Origin of the sequence: Campylobacter sp. BCW_6889, assembly GCF_001762535.1 — a bacterium.
Lineage (GTDB): Bacteria > Campylobacterota > Campylobacteria > Campylobacterales > Campylobacteraceae > Campylobacter_D > Campylobacter_D jejuni.
Genome location: NZ_MJWZ01000078.1, coordinates 66,639 through 91,064, shown reverse-complemented (window position 1 = coordinate 91,064; position 24,426 = coordinate 66,639). Strand labels below are relative to the sequence as shown.

Sequence of the window (24,426 nt, the reverse complement as noted above, 5' to 3'; positions counted from 1 at the left end):
TTTCTTAAATAAATTCTAGCCTTATTTTTATAAAAATTTTATAATAAAAATAAGAGCTAGAAAAAATGGATCATTCCCATTCTATGGTTGCAGGTGGTTTGCTTGAGATATCATAAACAACGCGGTTTATACCTTCTACTTCATTGATGATACGGCGACTTATGTTTTCTAAAACTTCGTAAGGTAAATGCGAGAAAGTAGCTGTCATACCATCACTTGCATCTACAACGCGTATACAAACTGCATTATCATAAGTGCGGTTATCCCCCATAACCCCAACGCTTTTAACATTTAAAAGTACGCAAAATGCTTGCCAAGTTTTATCATACCAGCCGGTGCTTTTAAGTTCTTCAAGTAAAATTACATCAGTCTTGCGCAATAGTTCTAAACTAGGGCGATTTACTTCTCCCATAATGCGTATAGCAAGCCCTGGTCCAGGGAAAGGATGGCGATAAACTACTTCTTTGCTAAGTCCAAGCTCAAGTCCTAGGGCACGCACTTCATCTTTAAAAATTTCTTTTAAAGGCTCTATGAGTTTAAGATTCATTTTTTCAGGCAAGCCCCCTACATTATGATGGCTTTTAATGGTTTTGCTTGCACCTACAACAGAACTTTCTATGATATCAGTATAAAGTGTTCCTTGAGCGAGATATTTTACATCTTTATGTTTTTTTGCTTCTTCTTCAAAAACTTCTATAAAGGTATTTCCTATGATTTTTCTTTTTTGCTCAGGATCTCTAACATTAGCCAAGCGACTTAAGAAAATTTCACTTGCATCAATGCTGATAAGATCGATACCTAAGGTATTTTTAAACATAAATTCAACTTGTTCTTTTTCTCCGCTCCTTAAAAGTCCATTGTCTACAAAAACTACTATAACTTGCTCTTTTATAGCACTGGCTAAAAGTGCAGCAACTACACTACTATCTACTCCGCCACTTACAGCACAAAGCACTTTATCACTGCCTACTTCTTCACGGATTTTTTCTGCTTGAGTTTTTGCAAAAGAACCCATATTCCAAACACTTTCACAATTACAAGCGTATTTAGCAAAATTTTTTAAGATATTTTTGCCAAATTCACTGTGTTGCACTTCTGGGTGAAATTGCAGAGCAAAAAATTTCTTATCTTCGTTGCCAAAAACACAAAAAGGACTATTTTCACTTGTGGCTAAAACTTCAAAACCTTGAGGTAAATTTTCTACTTTATCAGAATGACTCATCCAAACAGTTTGTTTTTTTGGAAGATTTTTAAATAAAGCACTATCTTTTTTAACTTCTATATTTGCTTTACCATATTCTTTATGTCCTGCAGGTGCAACTGTAGCTTTGTAATGATGTGCCATAAGCTGCATACCATAACAAATTCCAAGAACAGGTAAACCCAAGTCAAATATGCCTTTATCGCAAAAATACGCATCAGTTGCATATACGCTTGCTGGACCTCCACTTAAAATAATACCTTTTGGTTCTTTTGCTTTGATATCAGCTAAGCTTACATTAAAAGGTAAAATTTCTGCATAAACTCCTTGTTCCCTTAAGCGTCTTGCTATAAGCTGAGTGTATTGAGAGCCAAAGTCTAAAACTAAAATATCTGCTTTTTTCATTATTTACCACCTATGTAATTGTTCGTATTTTTTAATGGTTTTTACCGAGCCATTTTGTTCATAGTTTGTGTATTGAGGGTTGCCTTTATATCCGCAAGCACAGAAGAAAATTAAGAAAAGAAATGCTAAAATCATCTTATGGGAAAAAGAAATAATATTAAGATGACTAAAAACGCTAGTGCTGTTATTAATGAATTGATGGATAAACCTCATTATAAGCCTTTAAAAACCTTATTTTTTTGCAAAGATTTTTTAAGTTCTTTTCCGCTTGCTAAGCAACGTTTGATTGCTAAAATTTATGTAAAAAATCATATTTTAAATATAATAACCTTACATCCAGCAGCTTATCAAGAATTAAATCATGATGATAGCAAAATTTATATTAAATTTCTCATAAAAGCATATGGACAAAAATATCCTTTAAGTGGATTTATTGATATAAAAGATATAAAAATCTTTTCCCAAAAATACACTTATGCAGCAAATAAAAACAAAAATGATGAAAAACTCTCTAAAAATTCTTATTTGGAGCTTTCTAAGGGTGAATTTAAAAATTGCTTTAAAGATGAAAAATTATTTAAGAAATTTGAAGATTTAAGAGAACTTATCAAAAAGGGTTCTAATCTTGACTAAAGAGAATTTAGAAAATGAGTTAAAAACTCTTCCCAATAGCACTGGAGTTTATCAATACTTCAATCAAGAAGGAAAGCTTTTATATGTAGGTAAGGCTAAAAATCTTAAAAATCGTATCAAATCTTATTTTGCTTTTACTCCAAATTTACACGCAAATCCAAGAAATTCTTTAAGAATTCAAAAAATGATTGAAGAAACAGTGCATTTGGAATTTATCACTACTAATTCAGAAGCTGATGCTTTGATTTTAGAAAATTCTTTTATCAAACAACTGCATCCAAAATATAATATTTTACTAAGAGATGATAAAACTTATCCTTATATTTATGTGGATTTTGAAGAAGAATTTCCACGTTTTGAGATTACTAGAAAATTGGTAAAAAAAAGCAAAATCAAATATTTTGGCCCTTTTTTTAAAGGTGCTAGAGAGCTTTTAGATGCGCTTTATTTATACTATCCTTTAAAGCAAAAAGCAAGTTGCAAATCCCCTTGTATTTTTTATCAAATTTCTCGTTGTCTTGCGCCTTGTGATAAACGCATCAGCAAAGAAAAATACCTTGAAATTTTAGATGAGGCTATGCACGCACTTTTAAATCCTAGTATTTTAATAAAAAATTTAGAAAAACAAATGATACATTTAGCACAAAATGAAAATTACGAAGAAGCAGCTAAAGTAAGGGATCAGATTGCAACGATTAAAGATTTGGAAGTTAAGGTTGAAATAGATATTGCAAAATTAGAAGATTTTGAAGTATTTGCTTTAGCCTTTGAAAATTCCATGCTTTCAACCTTACGTTTTGTGGTGCAAAATGGAAAAATTATCAGTGCAAATTCTAAGATTACTCCTATAAAAAATGATATACAATGGGATAAAAATGAAATTTATAAGCAATTGATTTTAGAAAATTTTAGTATGGACATTCCTTTGCTTGCAAATGTTATTTATGTTTATGAAGAATTTGAAGATAGAGTGCTTTTGGAAGAAATTTTAAGCCAAAGATTTGATAAAAAAATCAGTATTAAAATCCCTAAAATAGGAGAAAAAAGAAGAATTTGTGATTTGGCTTTTCAAAATGCACTTTTAAATATAGAAAAAGAGCAAAAAAATCATGGTTTTACTATACAAAAAGAATTAAAGTCTTATTTTGAGCTTGAAAATTTACCAAATGATATAGAAATTTTTGATAATTCTCATTTGCAAGGCGTGGCAAATGTTGGAGCTATGGTAAATTATAGTGCAAATTCTTGGGATAAGTCAAAATATCGCAAATTTCATTTAAAACATAAAAATGATTATGATCAAATGCGTGAAGTCTTAACGCGTAGGGCTTTGGACTTTGATAAAATACCCCCTCCTGATTTATGGCTTATAGATGGAGGAAAGGCTTTGCTTGATTTGGCTAAAGAAATTATTGTAAGTAGTGGGGCAAATGTCGATATTTTAGCTATTTCAAAAGAAAAAATCGATGCAAAAGCACATAGGGCTAAAGGAGGTGCTAGAGATAAAATTCATTCCTTAAAAGGAGAATTTAGCCTAAGTATTAACGATAAAAAACTACAATTCTTACAGAAATTAAGAGACGAAGCACACCGTTTTGCTATCAGCTTTCATCAAAATACTAAGAAAAAACAGGACTTGAATAGTTCTAAGCTTGTAAATTTAGGACTTAGTTCAGGGGTTATACAAAAACTTTTAGCGTATTATGGAAATTTTGAATCTATATATAAGGCTGATTTTAAAGATCTTGCAATGCTTGTAGGCAAGAAAGCGGCACAAAAGATAAAGGAAAATTGATTTGATATTAGCAGGGATAATTTTTATTTTTAATCTAATTTTAGCGTATTTAAGTATTGATATCTCAAAGCTTGATAGTGTTGCTGAACAACTGAAAATAGGTATGTTTTCTAGCATTTTTGTTTTATCTTTAACACTTTTTATTTTTGCTTTTAGACAAAATAGAAATATAAACAAAATATATCAAAAAATTTTTTGCATGCAAAATGATTTTTTAAATTTTCAAAAAAAGATTGATGTTGATAGTGCGCTTGATTTGTTAAAGGAAAAATTTGAAACTACGGGTCAAAATTTAACTAAAATATCCCATGAAAAAGACAGATATTTGCATTTATTAGAAGAAAATTTATATCAGCTTGGAAATATATCTAATGCAATGCGTTGCTTAAATGAAGGGTATAATAAAGAAATTAATTCTTTGATTTTAAATGCCTTAAATTCTCAAAAAGATCAAATTAGATTAGAATTAAATGAGGCTTTAGAGCATCATAAAAGCATTATAGGGACATCTCATGGAAAGGTTTTGCAGTTTGAAGCAAATGTGGCTATAGTTAATAATGATGAGCTTGAAAATTTTTTACTTGCAAATTTACTTTCGTATTTTGGCATAGAAAGTACTTGTTTTAAAAATTTAAGTTTTGATGTTAATGACTTTCATTTGATTTTTATCAAGGATAAAATTTTAAATGAAAATGTAAAGAAAAACTATGATTTTATAGTGATGGGTCGGCATAAAAATACACATTATGAGTATTTTTTAACTTTACCTTTTGAAAAAAAAGATCTTGAAAATATTTTGCAAAACAAGCTTGATAAGGTTTGCACTTTAAAATTTAAAACCCCTTATCAAAATAATGTATTGCTTTTTAAACAAAATGATTTTGATGCAACCTTATTTTTCAATATAATAGAAAAACAATGCGATAAAAATATATGTATAAATTCTTTTAGTCAATTAAAACAAGAATTAAGCAACGAGACTTATCGTTTGATTTTGCTTGATTATGAATTAATTAAATTTGATCTTGAGCAAATGAGAAATTTGCTAAGTGCTTATAAAAAACAGCATCCACAAAGCCATATCATCTTTTTTTCAAAGGAAAAAGTTAGGGATTTTGATTGTGTGAGTGAAGTTTTAAGTGATGTAAGTAGAAATGATCTTATAACTTTACTTAGAAAGTATTTACCAAAGGTCTAAACTTTATAAAATTTAACTCCAGCTAAATCGAGAATTTTTACCTTTTTTTCTTTGATAAGTTGATTTAAGAGAGTTTTGGATTGTTCATCAAATTTCGCTTCTATGTCTATTTCGCTTTGTGAGCGTAAATGAAGCATTTTTAATAATTCTTCTTCATTGAAGCTTAGTTTTTCACCTTCATAATGCCTTTTGGCTAAGAGTACAGGAGTAGAATCTATAAGTTTGGAAAGTTCTAAAAGTTTTTCTTCGCTTACTTTTTTAACGGCATAAGCAGGAGGTCTATCTATGGTACTTAGATCAACTCTTAAAGGCATGATTTTTTTTAAAGCTTGATTGAGCGCTTTAAATTCTTCTTCGTTGTCATTAAGATCTTTAACAACTAGAATTTCCATAATCAAATCTCCATTAAACCTAGCTCTAAAATCTGCCATTTTTTCTATCATTTTTTCTAAGTCAATGTTTTTTAAAGCTCTATCAATACGATAAAAAGTTTTAGCAACTGCACTATCTAGGCTAAATTTGACCACATCTAGTTTTAGCAAAGCATTAAATTTGTCTTCATCTAATACAGCTGTACCATTGCTTAAAATAAGCAATTTTTTATCTTTAGCAATGCTGCGTAAAGACAAAATAAGCTCATTTAAATAAGGATAAAGACTAGGCTCTCCGTTGGCAGTAAGGGTAAGAAAATCAAATTCAACATTTTTTTCAAGCATGGCTTTAACTTCGGAGATAATTTTGTCTATGCTGATAATTTCATCCTGTTTTTCTTGGGTTTTTTTTGGATCAAGCTCGCAATAAACACAATCAAAATTGCATTGTTTTTCACTAGGGCTTAAATCTATACCCAAAGATCTTCCAAAACGCCTTGAGCTAACAGGACCAAAGAGTATTTTCATTTAGCTGAACTTTCTTGTACAAGCTTGATAAAATATTTTGCATTTTCAACAGGAATATCAGGCAAGATCCCATGTCCTAAGTTGAAAATATGAGCTTTATTTTGCATGGTTTTTAGTATTTTTTCCACTCCTTCTTTGATGGCATTTTTATCATAAAGTCTGCAAGGCTCCATGTTGCCTTGAAGAGTGTATTTGTGTGATAGTTTATCACATGCTAAATCAAGCGGAGTGCTCCAATCAACCCCAAAAACATCAAAATTACCATCGATTCTATCTAAATAACCGCTAATGCCTTTAGGGAATAAAATTACAGGTATATTTGAGTATTTGCTTTTAATAAAATTTGAAATTTCAAGCATATAATTAAAAGAGAATTCAAAAAACTTATCGTATTCTAAAGCACTTGCCCAGCTATCAAAAATTTGTATAGCATTAGCACCTGCTTTAATTTGCTCTTCTAAATAAAGTTTTAAAACTTGAGTTAGTTTGTTTAGAATTTTATGTAAAAGTTCTGGGTTTTGATAAAGCATTTTTTTACACTTTGCATAATTTTTACTTCCACTTCCTTCTATCATATAGGTAGCTATAGTCCAAGGGCTTCCGCAAAATCCTATTAAAGCCTTGTTTTGAGATAATTTTTCTCTTGTAAGCTTTAAGGCATCATAGACATAATTTAATTTTTTATGCGCATTTTGATCGTCAAGTTTTTCTAAGTCTTCTAGGGTTGAAATAGGATTATCAAAAATAGGCCCTTCTCCTTTTTCAAAGCGTAAATTCATACTCATTTCAAGAGGAACAACTAAGATATCTGAAAAAATGATTGCTGCATCTACATCTAAAATATTAATAGGCTGCAAAGAAACTTCAGAAGCTTTTTTATAGTCTTTGCATAAAGAGAGAAAATCACTCGCTTGTTTTCTTACTTCCATATATTCTGGCAAATATCTTCCTGCTTGACGCATCATCCAAATAGGGGTGTAGGGTGTAGGTTTTTTAAAGCAAGCATCAATAAAAATCATTATTTTCCTTTGTTTTTAGCAAAATTATAACAGAATTTGATAAATTAAATTGGTCAATTTTTCTATATTTGCTTCATATGGAGGAAATAATAATTTTTTCATTTTATCCAGAGTTATGAGAAATTTTACGAGAATTATTGGAATTCTCGTTTGTGTAGTTTGAGTTTTGATTTGTATATTAAGCCTTTGTATTGTTTGTGGCATTTCCTGCGTCAATTGTAGCAAAAAGCTTATTTAGCAAAGTCTCCTCATTTTTTTTGTATTGATCTTCTCTCATTTTTTGCCAAGCATAAGATCTAAAATCTTCTCTAACAGCACCAAGATCAATGTCTTCATTAGTAAATTTGCTTGAGCTTGTTTTTTCTTTTTCCTTTTCTTCTTTGTTTTTTACTTCATTTAATGTGGCTTGAAATTCATCTGCTGAAGTATTTTTCTCTTTAACCTTTGTTGTGGTGCTAAAAATAACATTTGATGTTTTTTGAGTATTATCTACTACCATTTTCTCCTCCTTTATTTAACTTTACATTAAACAAACAAGCAATTTCTATTCCAATTTATATCTTTTTTAAACTTTTTCTTTGAAATTTTTTATAATTTAATTTATCTTTGGCAAAAAGTAAGGCAAAAATCAAAGCAGGGCTTACAAAAAGTGCCGAAAATAAAGCATTAAATTCTATGCCCAATCCTGCTAAAACAATCCCACCTAAAAAACTTGCTAAAGCTATGCCTACATTAAAAGCTGCTTCATTTACACTTACTGTGCTGTCTATGACTTTATAAGTATGGCGTTTAGCTTTAGCAATGCTAAGCATTTTTAGCGCAGGTATAGTTGAAAAGGCAAAAAATCCTATCAAGGCTATGCTAAAAATGATTAAAATTTTAGAATGCATGGTGAGAAATACGCTTAAAAATACTAGAACTTGTATGCTTAAAATAAGACGCAAAGAAAAAATAGCACCTTTTTTATCTACTATTTTTCCGCCCCATAAATTCCCACAAATTGCGCAAATTCCATATAAGAGCAAGATATAAGCTGTATCTTGGACTTTAAAACCGCTTATTTCTACAAGTAATTTTTGTAAATAAGTATAAAGAACGAATTGAGCCCCACAACTACAAATGGTTATAGTATAAGTTTTTAACAAATTTTGATGTGAAAAAGCAGGGATTAAATTTTTAAGACTTGTTGGGCTAGGATGTAAATTTTTGGGCATCATATGCCATACTCCAAAAAATGCTAGGCTTGTAATGATAAAAATAAGTAAAAAGATAAATTTAAAGCCAAAATAATGCCCTATGAAAGTTCCAAGTGGCACTCCAGTAACCAAGGCTACAGTAAGTCCTGTGACCATTATAGCTAGAGCGCTTGATTTTTTATCATCTGGGGTTATAGCACTTACAGCTAAGGTAGCAATGACAAAAAATACTCCATGTTGTGTTCCTGCTACAAAACGCGCAAACGCTGTAAGATAGAAATTTTGGCTAAAAAAGATAATGAAATTTGCTAAAGCAAAAATTCCAAGATTGATTAAAAGTTGTGTATGTCTGTGAAAACGACTTAAAGGTATAGTAATAAGAGGAGCGCCTATAACAACACCTATGGCATATAAGGTTGTAAGATAGCCCGCGGTTTTTGCATCTACGCTAAAATACGCTTCAACATCAACCAAAACTCCTGCCATAACAAATTCGGTTACGCCCATACAAAAAGCACTAAGAGCTAGTGCAAAAAGAGCTTTTTTGTAATTTTGCATTTTAATTTCCTTATAAAAATAAAAACGCATTATAATAAAATAAAGGCTTAATTTCCTTAAAAAATTCAAAATATTTTTGTTAAAATAAAATAAAAATTTTAAAGGTAAATAATGAAAAAAATTATTTTATTGCTTGGTTTAAGTTTGGTGAGTTTAGGGGCTTTGAGTTTTGATGAGCTTATTTATAAAGATGAAGTAAAACCCAGTTTTGATTGTTCTAAAATCAAAGATGATGGTAAAAGTGATGATGAGCTTATGATATGTAATGAAATTGGTGTGCGTAATGAATTTGAGAATAAAAAACTTGCTTTAGTAGATAATATCTATAGCAGTTTGTATCAAAATATTTCAAAAAAAGCAGATAAAAAGACGAAAAAAGATTTTAAAGCTATTTCAAAAAAGATGATTAAAGAAAGAAAAATTTGTATAAAAAATATGCAAAATACAAAAGCAGGGGAAAATCCTATTTTACCTTTACTCAATGCAAGTGATTGCATGCAAGAAGCTTATATTAAGGCTTTATTAGAGCTTATGCAAAGAGCAAAAAAAGATATAAAGACTAAAGAAGTTTTAGAGCAAATTTTTAAAAATAAAGTTGATAAATATGAAAATTTACTCACTCAAAGTTTAAATACCAATAAAGATTTGCAAGATTTTATAGACAGCTTGGCTAAAGAAGATTTGATTGATTCTAGGGCTAAATTTAAGTTTTAGGGCTTAAATTGATTGCAAATTTAGCCGCTTCAAAATAACTTTTAGTGTTGATTTTAGCATTTTTATAGGCCTTGTCAAAGGCCGTGCCATGATCAACACTGACGCGTATGATGGGTAAATTTAAACTCACATTGATGCTTTTATCAAAATACAAGGCCTTTAAAGGAGCAAGGGCAAGATCGTGATACATAGCCACTAAACGATTGCAGTTTTTTAAACCAGCCTTAGTAAAAGCAGTATCAGCTACTAAAGGATAGGGTAGATAAACACCCTTGCCTTTAAAATTTAAAAGCAATTCTTTTTGCAAATTTTCATCTTTTAAGGCTTTTTTGAAAAATTTTTCATCTTTTTTAGAGTGTAAAAAGGCATTAACAAAGGCTATAGCTTTTTCCATGATCTTTTCTTCTTTTCCGCCTATAACTCCATAATCTCCAGCGTGAGGGTTAAAACCTAAAAGCCCCATTTTTTTAAAATGCGTTTCTTTGTAAAAATCTTTTAAAAAGATACTTAAATTTTTAAAAGTGATTTTTTTACTCACCTTAGCTAAAGGTATATGTTCGCTAAAAAGCCCTACAAAAAGTTCTTTACAACCTAACATCATAATGGCATTTTTTTTAAAAAAATCCCTTAAAGCATCGGTGTGTCCTTTGTATTTAAGTCCTGCATCTTCCCAAGCTTTTTTGTGTATAGGTAGAGTAAGTAAGGCATGTGCGTGTTTTTCATAGACAAAATAACTTGCCGCCTTAAAGCTTAAAAAACCATAAAGTCCACTTTTTGCATCTATTTCTCCGGCTTGGATTTCAAAATTTTCATCCACTTTAAAGCCTAAAGGAAGGCAAAAAGAGTAAATTTCAAGAGAATTTTCTTTTTTTATAAAATTAAACTCATAGTCTTTGTCATCTTTAAAAGCTACGATTTTTGCATTAAAAAGTTTTAAATTTAAAAGTTTTAAAGCTTTATTAAGCAAGCTTTCGTGGATAAAATAAAAAGGTGTGCAGATTTTGCTTAGTTCTTCATGAGAACGCACTAAAATTTCAAGTCCTATGCTGTTTATATCGCCTATACTAATGGCTAGTTTTTTCATCTTTTAATAAGTTCTTTCATTTCTAAAATAGCGTTTTGAAGTCCTGTAAATACAGATCTTGCTACAATGCTTTGTCCTATATTTAGCTCACAAATTTCTTTAATTTTTACTATGGATTTTACATTTTTGTAATTTAAACCATGTCCTGCAGCTACTTTTAAACCAAGCTCTATGCCTTTTTTGGCACAGAGTTCTAAATTTTGTAATTCTTTTTCAAATTGAGCTTGTAGGTTTTTTTTATCTTGACCAAGTTCTTTTAAGGCAAAAGCAGTATGAGAGATATTACTAAAAAGTGCGTTGTGTAAATTCGCATAATGTCCTGTATGAAGCTCTATGAATTGGGCTTTTAAATTTTTTGATTTTTCTATATCTTCTAAACTAGGATTGATAAAAAGTGAAACTTCAATGTTTGCATTTTGAAGTTTTTCTATGCTTTGTTTTAATTTAGCATGATTTAAACAAAGTCCCCCTTCTGTAGTAAGCTCTTCTCTTTTTTCAGGCACTAAAGTAACACGGTGGGGTTTGAGTTTAAGAGCTAAATTTAAAATTTCATCATTTAAAGCACATTCTAAATTGATAGGGCTTTTGCAAAATTTTATGATATTTTCCAAGTCAAAATCCTGAGCATGACGGCGATCTTCTCTTACATGCAAAGTGATTTGATCTCCGTGTTTAGCTGCTATAAAAGCAGCCTCTAAAAGATCAGGATCATTTACCATTCTAGCTTGTCTTAACACTGCGATATGATCGATATTTACACCTAAAAGCATATTTTTCCTTTAGAACTTTTTTGCTATTATACTATAAAATCAAACAAGGAAAGTCATGTTAGGTATAGATCTTGGTTCAAATACTTTAAGAGCAGTACAAATGGATGAAAAATTAAATAAATTAAAAGAATATGAATTTGTTATTGGAGCAGCGAAAAATCTAAATCAAAGTGGAGAAATTTCTAAAGAAGCCATACAAAGATTAAAAAATGCTTTGAGTATTTTGGCTAAAGAGCAAGATTTAAGCAAAGCAAGAGCTGTAGCGACTGCAGCTTTTAGAAAAGCAAGCAATACAAATGAAATTTTTGCCCATTTAAAAGAAGAATTTGGGATTGATTTTAAGCTTATAGATGCCAAAAGTGAAGCTAAGATCAGTGTTTTAGGTATGCAAGTGGGCTTAAGAAGGCTTAAAATTTGGGGAGAGTTTGCGTATTGTGATTTAGGAGGGGCTTCTTGTGAGCTTTCTTTTGGAAAAAGTTTTAAAAGTTTTGATTTTGGTATTATTAGTTTTTATGAAAAAAATTGCCATTCTTATTATAAATCTTGTATTTCTTACAAAAAATTGATAAAAAAATATCCTAAATTTATCATCAATATTAAAGATAAAAAACTTAAAATTCATTTTTTAATTGCAAATCCCTATTTAAAGCATTTAGCTTTTATGGCTTTTGATGAGGTGGCTATGATTAAAAAGGAACTTCGTTCTTTAGGGGCTAAAACGGTGGTTTTAAATTCCGGAGTTCCTACTACACTTAGCGCATTAAAACAAAATATAAGCTATGAAAAGTATGAAGCAACTAGAGTAAATGGTAAAAAACTTTACCATAAGGATTTTTTAAATTATGCTATTAAACTTTTTCATATGGAAGAAAAAAAGGCTATAAAAGAAGTAGGTATGATGAGAAAAAATTATTTGAGTGCAGGTTGTTTGCTGTTTTATGCTTTGTTTGATAAACATAAACTTCTAGTCATTGATGAGGGTTTAAGAGAGGGGGTTTGTTTAGCAAGTATGAAAAATATAAAATTTTAGTTTTTTTGAAATTCGAAAAAATGAAATTTTTCATCAAAATTAAAAAATAAAATTTTAGCTTGAGATAAAAAACTTTCGTAAGTTTTAATGTTTTTATTTTTTGTGTATTCTAATAAATCTTCAAAACCAAAATCCATGAAAGCAAGACTTTGTTTTTTAAAAGCTAAAGGTTTGAAATCATATTCTTTGATGAGTTTTTGAAGATGGGTAAAATTGACATTATAAGTTAGATCGCTTTTGCCGAAAAAATCTTTTAACGATACTTCAAAAGGGTTAAAAACTTCGTGCTTTTGATAGATTCTTAAGCTAAAATTTTGTGGATTCAAAGTTCCATAGTCAAATCCCGCAAATATAAATCTCTCGCAAGCTTGATCTAAATCTTTAAAAAAATTTTCAAGCTCTAAACTGAGTTCGCCTTTTGTAAGATTTAAAGCTTTGCATTTTGTGATCAAATTTTCATCCATATTTTTAAAAATAAGTTTAAAATTTTCTACAAATGCCATTTTATCATGATCTATAAGTTCACAAGTAAAACTATCAAAAAGTTCATTGCAAAAGAAAAAAGCGTTCTTAAAATGGCATTCTTTAAGGCTATTTTTGTGAGTAAATTCCACTCCTTCTAAGGTCTTTTTCTGTAAATTTTTTAATTTTTCATGCGGTTCTATGATGAAAAAAGAAATTTGAGAAAAAATTTCAGGTCTTAATTCAAGCAAAGCGGCTAAAAAATCACGACTTAAATAGCCTTCATTAGCGCCTATTTCTACAAGTTCTAAAGGGGGTTGTAAAATTTTTTTATCTATTAAATTTAAAAAATGCTTGGCTAAAAGTGTGCCAAAAAGATTTCCTACGCTCACAGCAGTAAAAAAATCTCCGTTTTTTCCTATACTTACAGCATTTTTATAATAGCTCTTATGGAGCCAAGCATGGAAAAAGTCACTAAATTTCATTGAAAAATAGCATTAAATTTGGAGACAAAATCCAAAGGATCGACTTGTTTGCCTCCAGCTAAAATTCCAAAATGCAAATGCGGTCCACTTACCCTACCTGTAGCCCCGCTAAGTCCTATAAGCTCACCTTTTTTTATCTTTTGTCCTACTTTAACATCGATTTTAGAAAGATGATAGTATTGTGAATAAATTCCAAAACCATGATCAATGACTACTGAATTTCCTGCAAAATAACGATCTTTTGCAATTTGTACTATGCCTGAATTGGTTGCATAAATAGGTGTTCCTGTGGCAGCTCTAAAGTCTGTTCCACTGTGATAACTTGCTACTTTTTCATTAAAAGTTCTTGCTTTGCCAAAATCACTTGTGATAAAAGATTTTAAAGGTATATTAAAAGCACCGTTAAATAAAGCTTTTGGAGTATAAGAGCTATAAATCGCATTGGCTTCTTTTAATTCTTTAGCGATGCGTTCTTGTACGGTTTTTGGCGGAAAAATCTTTTTGTTTTCAACTTGCAATTTTTCACTTTTATAATTACCTTCTAAAGTTTTTATGAAAATTTCTTCTTTTTTATTTTTATAAAATGCGATAAGTTTTGTATTTTTCGGGGGATTTTTGTAAGGTAAGGAAAAAATAGCTAGAATTTTTTCTTGATTTTTAGGATGTGCAAAGGTGAGAATATTTTTATCATTATTTTTTAAAGATAAAAAATCTTTCTTATCTAGCTCCAAAAATAAAGCTTGACCTTTGATGAGTTCTAAATTTTGAACTCCAAAAAGCCAAAGAGTAAGGCTTAAAAAAAGCCATAAGGCTTTCATAGGCTTAACTCTTTAAGATCGGCGATTTTTAAAAACTCCGCATAAATTTCATAAACCAAAGCTTGGCGATTATTTTTAAGTTTTTCATCTTCAGCATTAATCATTACTTGATTAAAAAACTCGTCGATAAAAGGCTTGAGTGCAAAAAGATTTTCAAGTTTTTCTTGTAAAGAGTTGGCTTTAGTTTTTTCTTGAAAAGCTTTGTAAAGTTTGCTTTCTGCTTCTTGAGTAAAAAGACTTTCATCAACTTTATGAGGATTTTTAGTGGCGATATTGGCTAGTCTTTTAAAGGTTGCAAAATTTTCATTAAAATTATCTTTTTTGCTAAGTTTTATAAGAGCATTTACGCTTTGATTGATATGAATAAGATCTGTATTTTGTGAGCTTAAAACCGCTTTTACAAAAGAAGCATTGATCGTATAAAAAGTATAAAGTCTTTCAAAAATAAAATCTTTTAAAATTTGCATATCAAAGCTTTTATAATGACTTGAAAGTTTTTCTAATAAAATTTGGATATCAAATTCTTTATTTAAATTTAGAGCGATTTTAATGATCCCATTGGCTGCTCTTCTTAAGGCATAAGGATCCTTTGTTCCGCTTGGAATTTTTCCTATACTAAAAAGTCCTATAAGGGTATCAAGCTTGTTTGCAAGGGCTACTATGCTTGAAAATTCTGTGCTTGGAAGTGGAGCTTGTTCAGAATTAGGAAGATATTGTTCTTTGATGGCTAAGCAAATTTCATAATCTAATCCCATTTTTTGCGCATAATAACTTCCCATAATGCCTTGCAAATCAGTAAATTCATAAACCATTTGTGTGGCTAAGTCAGCTTTAGCATATTTTAGTGCTGTGCTGATATTTTCGATTTTATCATTATGAAGCATTTGACATAAAATTTCAGCAATTTTAATCTCTCTTAAACTTTTATCTTGCATTGTGCCTAAACCTTCAAGATAAGTCATTTTGGCAAGCTTTTCAGGTTGTAAACCATTTTGTAAATCATTTTGATAAAAAAACATTGCATCGCTAAGTCTTGCACGCAAAACTCTTTCATTTCCATGTATGATTTTTGAATAATCCTTACATACTGCATTGCTTACTACTATAAAATGATTACTTAAGCCTTTGTCGTTAAAAACCGCAAAATAGCGTTGATTTTCTCTCATTGAAGTGATGATGACTTCGCTAGGAATTTCTAAAAATTCTTCTTCAAAGCTTCCTAAAAGTGCATTAGGATATTCTGTGATAGCAACTACTTCAGCTAAAAGCTCTTCATCTTCTCCAATTTGTATATTTTTTTGACTTTCTATGAGTTTAAATTGTTCAAGTATTTTTTCTTTTCTTTTGATTGGATCAAGGATAATATAGTTTTTTTCTAGTAGTTCAAAATATTCTTTTGCATTGTTAAAATCTTTCAAATCATAACTTACACTTCTGTGAATGAAAGTTTTTTTAGCACTTTTTACCCCATAACTTTGAAAATCAACAAGTTCATCATTTAAAATGCAAGCTATAGAACGGATCGCACGAATGAATTCAAAAGAATTTGCACCCCAACGCATACTTTTGCCAAAACTAAGACTTTTTAGAAATTTTTCTACCATTTCTCCTAAAATTTCTTGATTTTGTAAACCTTTGATAGCTTTTTGATGATATAAAACTTCCTTACCTTTGATTTCTTTAAAAGCGAGTTCATTTTCACTGATCCCTGCTTTTTGCAGGAAGCTTTGTCCCGCAGGAGTTAAAACTCCATCTTTATAAGCAACATTTTTAGGTGCTCCTATAAATTCAGCAAAGCTATCTTCTTGTTTGTCTGCAAAATTTTCATGAAAAAAAACTAAACGACGCGGAGTATAATAAAATTTAAAATCACTTACCAAGCGATATTCTTCTAAAACATTTTTCCATTTTTTTTCTATATTAGCTAATTCTTTTAACAAAGGAATAGCAGGTAATTCTTCTGTGCCAATTTCTATTAATAATTCACTCATAATTTACTCTTTTTAAAATTTGTTTCTAATTTTAACTAAAATTTCATTAAAAAACTTATAAATACTTTTGCAAAAAGCCTTTAAGTTCACTAGCGTTGCTAAATTCATTTTCTTTTAAATCTTTTTGATACCATTTGGCATGAAAATAAGGCAAATTGGCATTTTTAGCACATTCTTTATCTTTTTGACTATCTCCTATAAAAACGCTTGTTTTATGTGGAGCCTCGCTTTTTAAAAGCTCTAGCATCATAGGATGAGGTTTGGGTTCTATGCCTAAACTTATGCCTAAAATTTTATCAAAATAAGGAATGATATCGTGTTTTTTAAGTATACTTGAAAGTGAGCTTTGAGGGGCGTTAGTAGCAATAGCTAAAAAACAATTTTTGCTTTTTAAAAATTCTAAAAGTTCTTTCACTCCTTCAAAAAGCACCACGCTTTGTTCATAGTGTTTGACAAAATATTTTTCATAGCCTTCTTTAAAACTAGAATGATGGAAATTTTCTATATTATAAAGTTCTTTTGCCCAGTCAATATTGGGAGTATTGATGGTTTGCATAATGATTTCTCTTGAAAGTGGGGCTAGGTTTAAATCCTGCCTTATTTCATTAACTGCACAAGAAATGGCATTTGCACTATCGATTAAAGTTCCATCCATATCAAAAAATACATTAATCATTCATAATCCTTTAAATAATTTTTATGTTTTTCTTTTTTCTCACCTTGTTTTTTTTGCTTATCTAAAGCATTGGCAAGATTTAAAAGTTCGCTTTTTTCTTTGGAAAAATCTAAACAAGCATTGACAAAAAATTCAAGATTTTTTGCATAGGTTGAGTTAAGATTTACTGCGGGATTTTTTTCAAAAAATTTAGCATTTTTTAACATTCTTTCTTCAAATTTAGTTTTATCAAAATCTTCTTTTTTAAGCGCAGATATGGCGCCATTGAAAAATTTTTCAAGATTTCTTAGGTATTTTACACGTAAGGCTTTTTCTTCATTTTTTGTCAAAATTCTTCCTTAGGTATTTTTATGAATACGACATTCTAGCGCTTCTTGAACTAAATTTCTAGCGATTACTTTTTCAGAGCGAATGATGCGTATATTTTCATCTATGCTTGAAAAAAGCATCTTTTTCAAAGTTCCATTTACATGAATGATGGTGTCTATAGGTTTTGGATAATTAGCTAGTACTTGACATAAAATTTCAAGTTTAGCTTCATTTGTAACTGTGATAATAGCTACGGCACATTCTTCTATATTGGCAATTTTTAAGGTTTCTTCTTGAGCAGCATTAGCAAAAACGACATTTTCGCCTCGACTAACTCCAAGTTCTACTAAATTTAAATCACTTTCTAAAACTAGGTAAGGCACACCTGAGTTTTTGATTTTTTGAACGACTTCTTGACCTAAACGTCCGTAGCCAAAAACAACAAGATGATTTTTAAGCTTGATATTGCTGTCAATATTTTGCACAGCGTTGGTATTAAGCGCTATATCTTCTACAACATTGGTAATTTTTCTTATATTGTTTAAAATAAAAGGCGTGATAATCATGGTTAAAATAGAAACAACAATTAAAATTTGTGAAGTTTTGATATCAAGCATATTTTTTGCTTGCAAAAGAGAAAAAATTGCTAGGGCGAATTCGCCAATTTGCGCTATGGCAAAAGCTGTTTTAAGCGCTACTCTTTTTTTGGTGTAAAGAAATAAAAAGCCAAAAACTATGCCAAATTTTAAAGCCATTACAAGAAGGGTTAAAACTATGATTAAAAACCAATTTTGCGCCACTACATCAAGTTGAATTTGCATACCTACAGTTATGAAAAAAAGTCCTAAAAGCAAATCTCTAAATGGGATCAAGTCTGCTTCTATTTTGTGCTTATATTTTGTTTCTGCTATCAAAGCACCTGCTATAAAAGCACCCAAAGAATAAGAAAATCCGAAATAATTTGCTAAAAAACTTGCTCCAATAACCATAAATAAAACAGTACTAATAAAAATTTCTTGAGAAGAAGTGTGGATAATGAGTCTAAAAATTCTATCCACTAGATATTTACCTATGAAAAATAATAAAGTGATTAAAATAAGTGCTGAAATTAAAGTGGTAAAAAGGAGTTTTTCTATGTTTTGATTGTTGGATGAAAAAATATCTACGAGCAAAAGCAAAGGAATAACGGCTATATCTTGAAAAAGTAAAATTCCCAATGCTTTTCTGCCATATTGCTCATTTATATCACCATTATCATTTAAAATTTTAAGCACCACTGCGGTTGAAGAAAGTGCTAGTGCAAAGCCTGCTATGGTAGCGCTTTTATCTCCAAGTCCCAAAATTCCTATAGCAAGTAGCATAAAAACAAAGCCACAAGTAAGCATCTGCAAAGAGCCGTTTAAAAAAACTTCTTGTTTCATTGCCATTAAATGCTTAAAAGAAAATTCAAGCCCTATGGTAAACATTAAAAACACTATACCAAATTCGGCTATATGGGTGATTTCGCCTTTGCCGCTTAAATGATAAATTTCAGAAATGATTTCTCCAGCAGCTATATATCCAATGATAGTTGGAATTTCAAATTTTTTAAATATGACATTTAAAACTATAGCTATAGCAACGGTGATTAAAAAAATTTCTAAAAAATTATCCATTATTTTTTATTTTTTCTCATAAAAAATCAAATCAAAGCTATTTTTATGCTTGACAACGGCTTTGCTAGCCGCTTCTTTATCTTGTTGTTTACTTAATTCTAAGCGTAGTTCATCAATTAAATTTTCAAATTCGTGAAGTTGGTTTTTCAATTTTAAGATAACATCTACCCCAGCAAGATTGATTCCCATGTCTCTTGTTAAACGCAATATAAGTTTAATACGGTCAATATCTCTTTGAGAATAAAGTCTTATTTTGCCATCGGTTCTACTTGGTTCTATCAATCCTTCTCTTTCGTATTGCCTTAAGGTTTGTGGATGTATGCTTAAAACTTTAGCCACAACACTGATTAAATATACAGGTTCATCATAATGGTGTTCCATATTTTATTCCTTTCTTTAAGGTAATTTTTCTTTTAAGAGTTCTATAAATTTTTCATCAAGAGTATCTAAATTTGGCAAAACAACATTTAAAATCAAATACATATCCCCATAAATATCACTTTTTCTATTTTGCACTCCATAACCTTTTAAACGAATTTTTTGGTTATTTTTTGAATTAGGCGTTATGTTAATTGTCGCTTCTTCCTTGCCTTCTTTGAGTGTTTTTATATTTATTTTTCCACCAAAAAGTGCAGTTTTTAAAGAAATATCAACTTTTTGATATAAATCATCGTCTTCTCTTGTGTAAATAGGACTTTCTTCTATTTTTACAATAATGATTAAATCGCCTCTAGTTCCATTTCTGCTTTGTTTTCCTTTAGAGCGAATTCTTAGTTTCTCGCCTTCTTTTATACCGTGTGGAATTTTAAATTTAATGGTTTCGCCTTGAAAATTAAAACTATGCTCCCCGCCTTTAACAGCTTTTTCAAAAGGAATGTGAAGCTCTAGATTGCTGTCTAAATTTTCTTCTTCAAAACCTCCAAATCCTCCAAAACCACTGTTAAAGCCTTTTGAAGAAAAGCCGTTAAAACCCCCTCTTGAGCGTCCACCAAAGCCTCCTCCAAAGAGATCTTTTAAAATATCGTCTAAATTTACCCCACCAGTATTTCTTGAAAAATCATGAAAACTTTGTCCACCAAACATAGAATCGCCGTATTGGTCATACTGAGCTCGTTTTTTTTCGTCACTTAAAATTTCATAAGCAGCATTAATTTCTTTAAATTTTTCTTCCGCACCTTTTTCTTTGTTGATATCAGGATGGTATTTTCTAGCTAGGCGACGGTAAGCTTTTTTTATTTCATCTGCACTAGCGTTTTTGCTAACTCCAAGAGTTTCGTATAAACTATTCATGTTATATTTCCTTAAAAATTTTTACTTGATTATATAAAGGATTAAATTATAACATAAACTTTAGCCTAAGTCAATCAAGTTTTATAAATTTTTATCACTCAAGGTTTTATTTACAATTTTGTAAATTTTCGGTTTTATACTATGAAGACAGTAAAATATTTTACGAGATAATTTATCTTTAAGAACAAAAGGAAATGAAATGAAAAAGATTTTTTTATCATTAAGTTTAGCGAGTGCTTTATTTGCCGCAAGTATTAATTTTAACGAATCAACTACAACGGCTAATCGTGTAAATCCTGCTGCTGGAAATGTAGTGCTTTCTTATCATGATTCTATTAAAGATGCAAAAAAATCAGTGGTTAATATTTCTACCTCAAAAACTATTACAAGAGCGAATCGTCCAAGTCCTTTGGATGATTTTTTTAATGATCCTTATTTTAAACAATTTTTTGATTTTGATTTTCCTCAAAGAAAAGGAAAAAATGATAAAGAAGTAGTGAGTTCTTTGGGATCAGGGGTGATTATTTCAAAAGATGGCTATATAGTAACAAATAATCACGTTGTAGATGATGCTGATACGATTACAGTAAATTTACCAGGAAGTGATACAGAATATAAAGCAAAACTTATAGGTAAAGATCCAAAAACAGATTTGGCTGTTATAAAAATAGAGGCTAATAATCTTTCAGCTATTACTTTCACAAATTCTGATGATTTAATGGAAGGAGATGTTGTTTTTGCACTTGGAAATCCTTTTGGAGTCGGTTTTAGTGTTACAAGTGGGATAATATCTGCTTTAAATAAAGACAATATAGGTTTAAATCAATATGAAAATTTTATACAAACAGATGCTTCTATCAATCCAGGAAATTCAGGTGGAGCTTTGGTGGATAGTCGTGGATATTTAGTAGGTATTAATTCAGCTATTCTTTCTCGCGGAGGTGGAAACAACGGCATAGGTTTTGCTATACCTTCAAATATGGTTAAAGATATAGCTAAAAAACTTATTGAAAAAGGCAAGATTGATAGAGGATTTTTAGGTGTGACTATTTCAGCTTTGCAAGGTGATACTAAAAAAGCTTACAAAAATCAAGAAGGAGCTTTAATTACTGATGTTCAAAAAGGTTCAAGTGCTGATGAAGCAGGGCTTAAGCGTGGAGATTTAGTTACTAAAGTTAATGATAAGGTTATAAAAAGTCCTATTGATCTTAAAAATTATATAGGAACTTTAGAGATTGGTCAAAAAATTTCATTAAGTTACGAAAGAGATGGAGAAAATAAGCAAGCAAGTTTTACTCTTAAAGGTGAAAAAGAAAATCCTAAAGGCGTACAAAGCGATTTGATTGATGGTTTGAGTTTGAGAAATTTAGATCCAAGACTTAAGGATCGTTTGCAAATTCCAAAAGATGTTAATGGTGTTTTGGTTGATAGTGTTAAAGAAAAGAGCAAAGGAAAAAATTCTGGTTTCCAAGAGGGTGATATTATCATAGGTGTTGGACAAAGTGAAATTAAAAATTTAAAAGATTTAGAACAAGCCTTAAAACAAGTTAGTAAAAAAGAATTTACTAAAGTTTGGGTATACCGCAATGGTTTTGCGACTTTGCTTGTGCTTAAATAAAAATAAAGGAAGGATTTTCCTTTCGTTATAAATTTTAGTTTAAAATTAAAATTAAGTTTAAAATAAAGGAAAACTATGACAAATATTCTTATGATAGAAGACGATTTAGAATTAGCAGAAATTACAGCTGAATATTTGGAAAAATTTGATATGAAAGTTGATATAGCTCATGAGCCTTATATAGGTCTTTCTAAGCTCGCATTAAAAGAGTATCAGCTTATCATTTTAGACCTTTCTTTGCCAGGGCTTGATGGGCTTGAAGTGTGTGAAGAAATTCGTAAAAAGTATGATACGCCTATTATTATTTCAAGTGCAAGACATGATATTACAGATAAGGTTAATGCTTTAGAGCTTGGAGCAGATGATTACCTACCAAAACCTTATAATCCAAAAGAATTACAAGCACGTATTAAAAGTCATTTAAGACGTATTTCAAATACAAAAAGCGCCATAGCAAAAAGTGTAAAAGATCTTGTTTATGATCAATATAAGCATATTATTACCATGAAAGGACAAGAGCTTACTTTAACTAATGCTGAATTTGATATTTTAAGCTATTTGATTAAAAAAGAGGGTGGAGTGGTAAGTCGTGAAGAGCTTGTTTATAATTGTTCTTCTATTAGTGAGGATTCTAGCAATAAAAGTATAGACGTTATTATTAGTAGAATTCGTCAAAAGATGGGAGATGATCCAAAAACTCCAAAATATATTCACTCTATACGTGGAATAGGTTATAAGCTTACTCAATGAATAAATCTTCGATTTTTTATACTATAACTTTTATTTTTATTTTTGCTGGGGTTAGTGTTATACTAGGCTTTTTGTGGCTTATAGAATACGATCAGCAAAATTATACTAGAGAATTAAATACAAAATATTCTTTAATAGCTAATGCAAGACTCTTAAATTTTGCAGGAGTTATCAGCGAAAAAGAATTTGAAGAGCAGACAAAAAATTATAATAAAATGGATGAGATAACAGAAGCAAAGCAGATCCGTAAAATTCTTTTTAGAGGTGATGTTTTAGCTAGGGTTGAGGTTAATAATGGCTTAATCGAGATTATTTCTTATAATAGACAGGTGTATTTAAATATTATTTATGATGGAAAGGTTTATCTTTATAAAGATCAAGATTATCAAACCTATAGGTATTTTATTATCAAAGCTATAGCTGTAGCTATGATTTGTATTCTTGTATTGCTTTATATTTATATATTTAAAAAATTAAAACCACTCAAAAGACTTAAAAAACAAATTGATAAATTTGCCCAAGGAAAGCTTAGTGATATAGAAGATGTAAGCACTGGGGTGGATGAAATTTCACAAGTAAGTGAAGCTTTTTATCAAGCCATTGTTCAAATTCGAAAGCTAAACCAATCTCGTCAGTTTTTTTTAAGAAATATTATGCATGAACTCAAAACTCCTATTACTAAAGGGCTCTTAACGTTAGAAATGATAGAAGATAATAAATATAAAGAGCGCTTAAATGGGGTTTTTACTAGACTTGAAATTTTAATTAATGAATTCGCTGCTATTGAGCAAATTACTTCAGGGGCTGCTTTTATAAATAGAAAAAAATACAATATTTTAGATGTTTTAGATGAAGCCAAAGAAATTGCAATGCGAGATGATAGCAATATACGTATTTTTATGGAAGAAAGTTTTTTTGTAAATGTGGATTTTAAACTTTTTACTACAGCGATTAAAAATATGATAGATAATGGTATTAAACATTCTGAAGATGGGTTTGTGCAAATTGATATTATAGACGATTATATTTGTTTTAAAAATCGTGGTCCTGAGCTTAACAATACTTTAGAATATTATACTCAAGCTTTTACTCAAGGATCAAAACAAAAATCAAGTTTTGGATTAGGGCTTTATATTGTAAATACTATTTTAGAAACACATGGAATGAAGCTTGATTATTTATATGAAGATGGGGTAAATTTGTTTTATTTTAGAAATTTAAAAAGTGTTATTGTTAAGGAGTAAATTAATTTTTTGTATAAAAAATGCATTTTTGTGTAAAAACCCTTGACAAAGTTTTTTAATTTCACTATAATTACATTTTACTTTTAAATATTCCGGATTAGCTCAGCGGTAGAGTAGTCGGCTGTTAACCGATTGGTCGTAGGTTCGAATCCTACATCCGGAGCCACTTTTTAACTCCATTTTTAATATTCGTAAATGTATTTTAACATAAAAAATTAATAAGTCTTTATCACAAAAAATTGTGATAAAGTTTTTATTTTGTTTGTTTAAGATTTTTGACAATTTTATCTATTTTTTTACTTGCCTTTTGATAATCCCCATCTTTAAGTTCTTCTAAAGCTTCAATAGCAAAATCAAAATCACCAAGTTCGTTATCATTAGAATCTTCTTGAAGATTTTTGACAATTTTATCTATTTTTTTACTTGCCTTTTGATAATCCCCATCTTTAAGTTCTTCTAGGGCATTAACAGCAAAAGAAAAATCTTCAACTTCATTAAGATAAGCTTCTATAGCTTCTTTTACTATAGCTGATTTTGGCTTAGAAAGATTTTTACTTAAATTATCCAAACGCTCCTTAAGCTCTAAAGGCATTCTAAAAGAATAAGTTTTTACATTGTGTTTCATT

Annotated in this window: 23 protein-coding genes, 1 tRNA gene and 1 pseudogene; 9 read left to right on the top strand and 16 right to left on the bottom strand. The window is 29.9% G+C overall.

Annotated elements, in window-relative coordinates; translation table 11 throughout:
• Window positions 1-70 precede the first annotated feature (70 nt).
• On the bottom strand, window positions 71-1,606 hold the full coding sequence (gene guaA / locus AJ939_RS09745; RefSeq protein ID WP_070252823.1) for a glutamine-hydrolyzing GMP synthase: 1,536 nt from the start codon (window positions 1,604-1,606) through the stop codon (window positions 71-73).
• Between the two features lie 138 nt (window positions 1,607-1,744).
• Between guaA and AJ939_RS09740 the strand changes: the two genes are divergently transcribed.
• The 3 genes from AJ939_RS09740 to AJ939_RS09730 are packed head-to-tail and all read left to right on the top strand — an operon-like array spanning window position 1,745 to window position 5,232.
• Window positions 1,745-2,239, top strand: coding sequence for a hypothetical protein (locus AJ939_RS09740; protein WP_070276697.1), 495 nt, complete (start codon window positions 1,745-1,747; stop codon window positions 2,237-2,239).
• Complete coding sequence (uvrC, locus tag AJ939_RS09735) at window positions 2,232-4,034, top strand: excinuclease ABC subunit UvrC (RefSeq protein ID WP_070276695.1); 1,803 nt, start codon at window positions 2,232-2,234, stop codon at window positions 4,032-4,034. The genes AJ939_RS09740 and uvrC overlap by 8 nt, the downstream gene beginning before the upstream one ends.
• A gap of 1 nt (window position 4,035) precedes the next feature.
• Window positions 4,036-5,232 (top strand): hypothetical protein, encoded by a 1,197-nt coding sequence (locus AJ939_RS09730; protein WP_070276693.1) that lies wholly within the window; start codon window positions 4,036-4,038, stop codon window positions 5,230-5,232.
• On the opposite strand, the gene AJ939_RS09725 is transcribed toward AJ939_RS09730, so the two are convergent.
• The 4 genes from AJ939_RS09725 to AJ939_RS09710 form a co-directional block, all read right to left on the bottom strand.
• On the bottom strand, window positions 5,229-6,131 hold the full coding sequence (locus AJ939_RS09725; RefSeq protein WP_070276691.1) for a radical SAM protein: 903 nt from the start codon (window positions 6,129-6,131) through the stop codon (window positions 5,229-5,231). The two genes, AJ939_RS09730 and AJ939_RS09725, sit on opposite strands and share 4 nt — an antisense overlap.
• Window positions 6,128-7,150, bottom strand: coding sequence for a uroporphyrinogen decarboxylase (gene hemE, locus AJ939_RS09720; protein WP_070276689.1), 1,023 nt, complete (start codon window positions 7,148-7,150; stop codon window positions 6,128-6,130). Before hemE ends, AJ939_RS09725 begins: the two co-directional genes overlap by 4 nt.
• A gap of 178 nt (window positions 7,151-7,328) precedes the next feature.
• Window positions 7,329-7,649 carry an invasion antigen CiaC gene (ciaC, locus tag AJ939_RS09715; protein ID WP_004305615.1) on the bottom strand — a complete coding sequence of 107 codons (321 nt, stop codon included), beginning with the start codon at window positions 7,647-7,649 and terminating at the stop codon, window positions 7,329-7,331.
• Window positions 7,650-7,704: 55 nt separating this feature from the next.
• Window positions 7,705-8,904, bottom strand: a complete 1,200-nt coding sequence (locus AJ939_RS09710; RefSeq protein ID WP_070276687.1) for an MFS transporter — start codon at window positions 8,902-8,904, stop codon at window positions 7,705-7,707.
• A gap of 111 nt (window positions 8,905-9,015) precedes the next feature.
• On the opposite strand from AJ939_RS09710, the gene AJ939_RS09705 reads away from it, so the two are divergent.
• Window positions 9,016-9,618: a hypothetical protein gene (locus AJ939_RS09705; protein WP_044779048.1), complete on the top strand. Its 603-nt coding sequence runs from the start codon at window positions 9,016-9,018 to the stop codon at window positions 9,616-9,618.
• Here AJ939_RS09705 and pdxA read toward each other — a convergent pair.
• Together pdxA and AJ939_RS09695 are read right to left on the bottom strand one after the other, a co-directional pair.
• Window positions 9,608-10,702: a 4-hydroxythreonine-4-phosphate dehydrogenase gene (pdxA, locus tag AJ939_RS09700; RefSeq protein ID WP_053872293.1), complete on the bottom strand. Its 1,095-nt coding sequence runs from the start codon at window positions 10,700-10,702 to the stop codon at window positions 9,608-9,610. The genes AJ939_RS09705 and pdxA overlap by 11 nt on opposite strands.
• Entirely contained in the window at window positions 10,699-11,472 is a 774-nt protein-coding gene (locus AJ939_RS09695) for a pyridoxine 5'-phosphate synthase (RefSeq protein WP_004305608.1), read from the bottom strand. Before AJ939_RS09695 ends, pdxA begins: the two co-directional genes overlap by 4 nt.
• A gap of 55 nt (window positions 11,473-11,527) precedes the next feature.
• Between AJ939_RS09695 and AJ939_RS09690 the strand changes: the two genes are divergently transcribed.
• Window positions 11,528-12,502 carry an exopolyphosphatase gene (locus AJ939_RS09690; RefSeq protein WP_070276685.1) on the top strand — a complete coding sequence of 325 codons (975 nt, stop codon included), beginning with the start codon at window positions 11,528-11,530 and terminating at the stop codon, window positions 12,500-12,502.
• Here AJ939_RS09690 and AJ939_RS09685 read toward each other — a convergent pair.
• The 8 genes from AJ939_RS09685 to AJ939_RS09650 are packed head-to-tail and all read right to left on the bottom strand — an operon-like array spanning window position 12,499 to window position 20,188.
• On the bottom strand, window positions 12,499-13,449 hold the full coding sequence (locus AJ939_RS09685) for an SAM-dependent methyltransferase (RefSeq protein WP_044779049.1): 951 nt from the start codon (window positions 13,447-13,449) through the stop codon (window positions 12,499-12,501). The two genes, AJ939_RS09690 and AJ939_RS09685, sit on opposite strands and share 4 nt — an antisense overlap.
• Window positions 13,446-14,267, bottom strand: a complete 822-nt coding sequence (locus AJ939_RS09680; RefSeq protein ID WP_070276683.1) for a M23 family metallopeptidase — start codon at window positions 14,265-14,267, stop codon at window positions 13,446-13,448. The genes AJ939_RS09685 and AJ939_RS09680 overlap by 4 nt, the downstream gene beginning before the upstream one ends.
• Window positions 14,264-16,258, bottom strand: a complete 1,995-nt coding sequence (gene glyS, locus AJ939_RS09675; RefSeq protein WP_070276681.1) for a glycine--tRNA ligase subunit beta — start codon at window positions 16,256-16,258, stop codon at window positions 14,264-14,266. Before glyS ends, AJ939_RS09680 begins: the two co-directional genes overlap by 4 nt.
• 55 nt (window positions 16,259-16,313) lie before the next feature.
• A complete protein-coding gene (locus tag AJ939_RS09670) occupies window positions 16,314-16,934 on the bottom strand; it encodes an HAD family hydrolase (protein ID WP_044779052.1) in 621 nt (206 codons plus the stop codon).
• Window positions 16,931-17,263, bottom strand: coding sequence for a hypothetical protein (locus AJ939_RS09665; protein ID WP_002853180.1), 333 nt, complete (start codon window positions 17,261-17,263; stop codon window positions 16,931-16,933). Before AJ939_RS09665 ends, AJ939_RS09670 begins: the two co-directional genes overlap by 4 nt.
• A 9-nt stretch (window positions 17,264-17,272) precedes the next feature.
• Window positions 17,273-18,898, bottom strand: coding sequence for a cation:proton antiporter (locus AJ939_RS09660; protein WP_002870991.1), 1,626 nt, complete (start codon window positions 18,896-18,898; stop codon window positions 17,273-17,275).
• A gap of 6 nt (window positions 18,899-18,904) precedes the next feature.
• The gene (gene hspR, locus AJ939_RS09655; RefSeq protein WP_002861924.1) at window positions 18,905-19,279 is read right to left on the bottom strand and encodes a heat shock transcriptional regulator HspR; all 375 of its coding nucleotides are present in this window, start codon (window positions 19,277-19,279) and stop codon (window positions 18,905-18,907) included.
• 15 nt (window positions 19,280-19,294) lie between these two features.
• Window positions 19,295-20,188 carry a DnaJ family protein gene (locus AJ939_RS09650; RefSeq protein ID WP_044779056.1) on the bottom strand — a complete coding sequence of 298 codons (894 nt, stop codon included), beginning with the start codon at window positions 20,186-20,188 and terminating at the stop codon, window positions 19,295-19,297.
• Between the two features lie 199 nt (window positions 20,189-20,387).
• Here AJ939_RS09650 and htrA point away from each other — a divergent pair, with 199 nt between their 5' ends.
• The 4 genes from htrA (at window position 20,388) to AJ939_RS09630 (ending at window position 23,966) form a co-directional block, all read left to right on the top strand.
• Window positions 20,388-21,806 (top strand): serine protease HtrA, encoded by a 1,419-nt coding sequence (gene htrA / locus AJ939_RS09645; protein ID WP_044779057.1) that lies wholly within the window; start codon window positions 20,388-20,390, stop codon window positions 21,804-21,806.
• A gap of 75 nt (window positions 21,807-21,881) precedes the next feature.
• A complete protein-coding gene (locus AJ939_RS09640) occupies window positions 21,882-22,556 on the top strand; it encodes a response regulator transcription factor (protein WP_002777451.1) in 675 nt (224 codons plus the stop codon).
• On the top strand, window positions 22,553-23,800 hold the full coding sequence (locus tag AJ939_RS09635) for an ArsS family sensor histidine kinase (protein WP_044779058.1): 1,248 nt from the start codon (window positions 22,553-22,555) through the stop codon (window positions 23,798-23,800). Before AJ939_RS09640 ends, AJ939_RS09635 begins: the two co-directional genes overlap by 4 nt.
• Window positions 23,801-23,891: 91 nt before the next feature.
• A tRNA-Asn gene (locus tag AJ939_RS09630) sits at window positions 23,892-23,966 on the top strand.
• A gap of 219 nt (window positions 23,967-24,185) precedes the next feature.
• Here the strand turns inward: AJ939_RS09630 and AJ939_RS11275 are convergent.
• Window positions 24,186-24,425 (bottom strand): annotated as a pseudogene (locus AJ939_RS11275) (ribbon-helix-helix domain-containing protein); the annotation flags it as partial.
• Window position 24,426 lies beyond the last annotated feature (1 nt).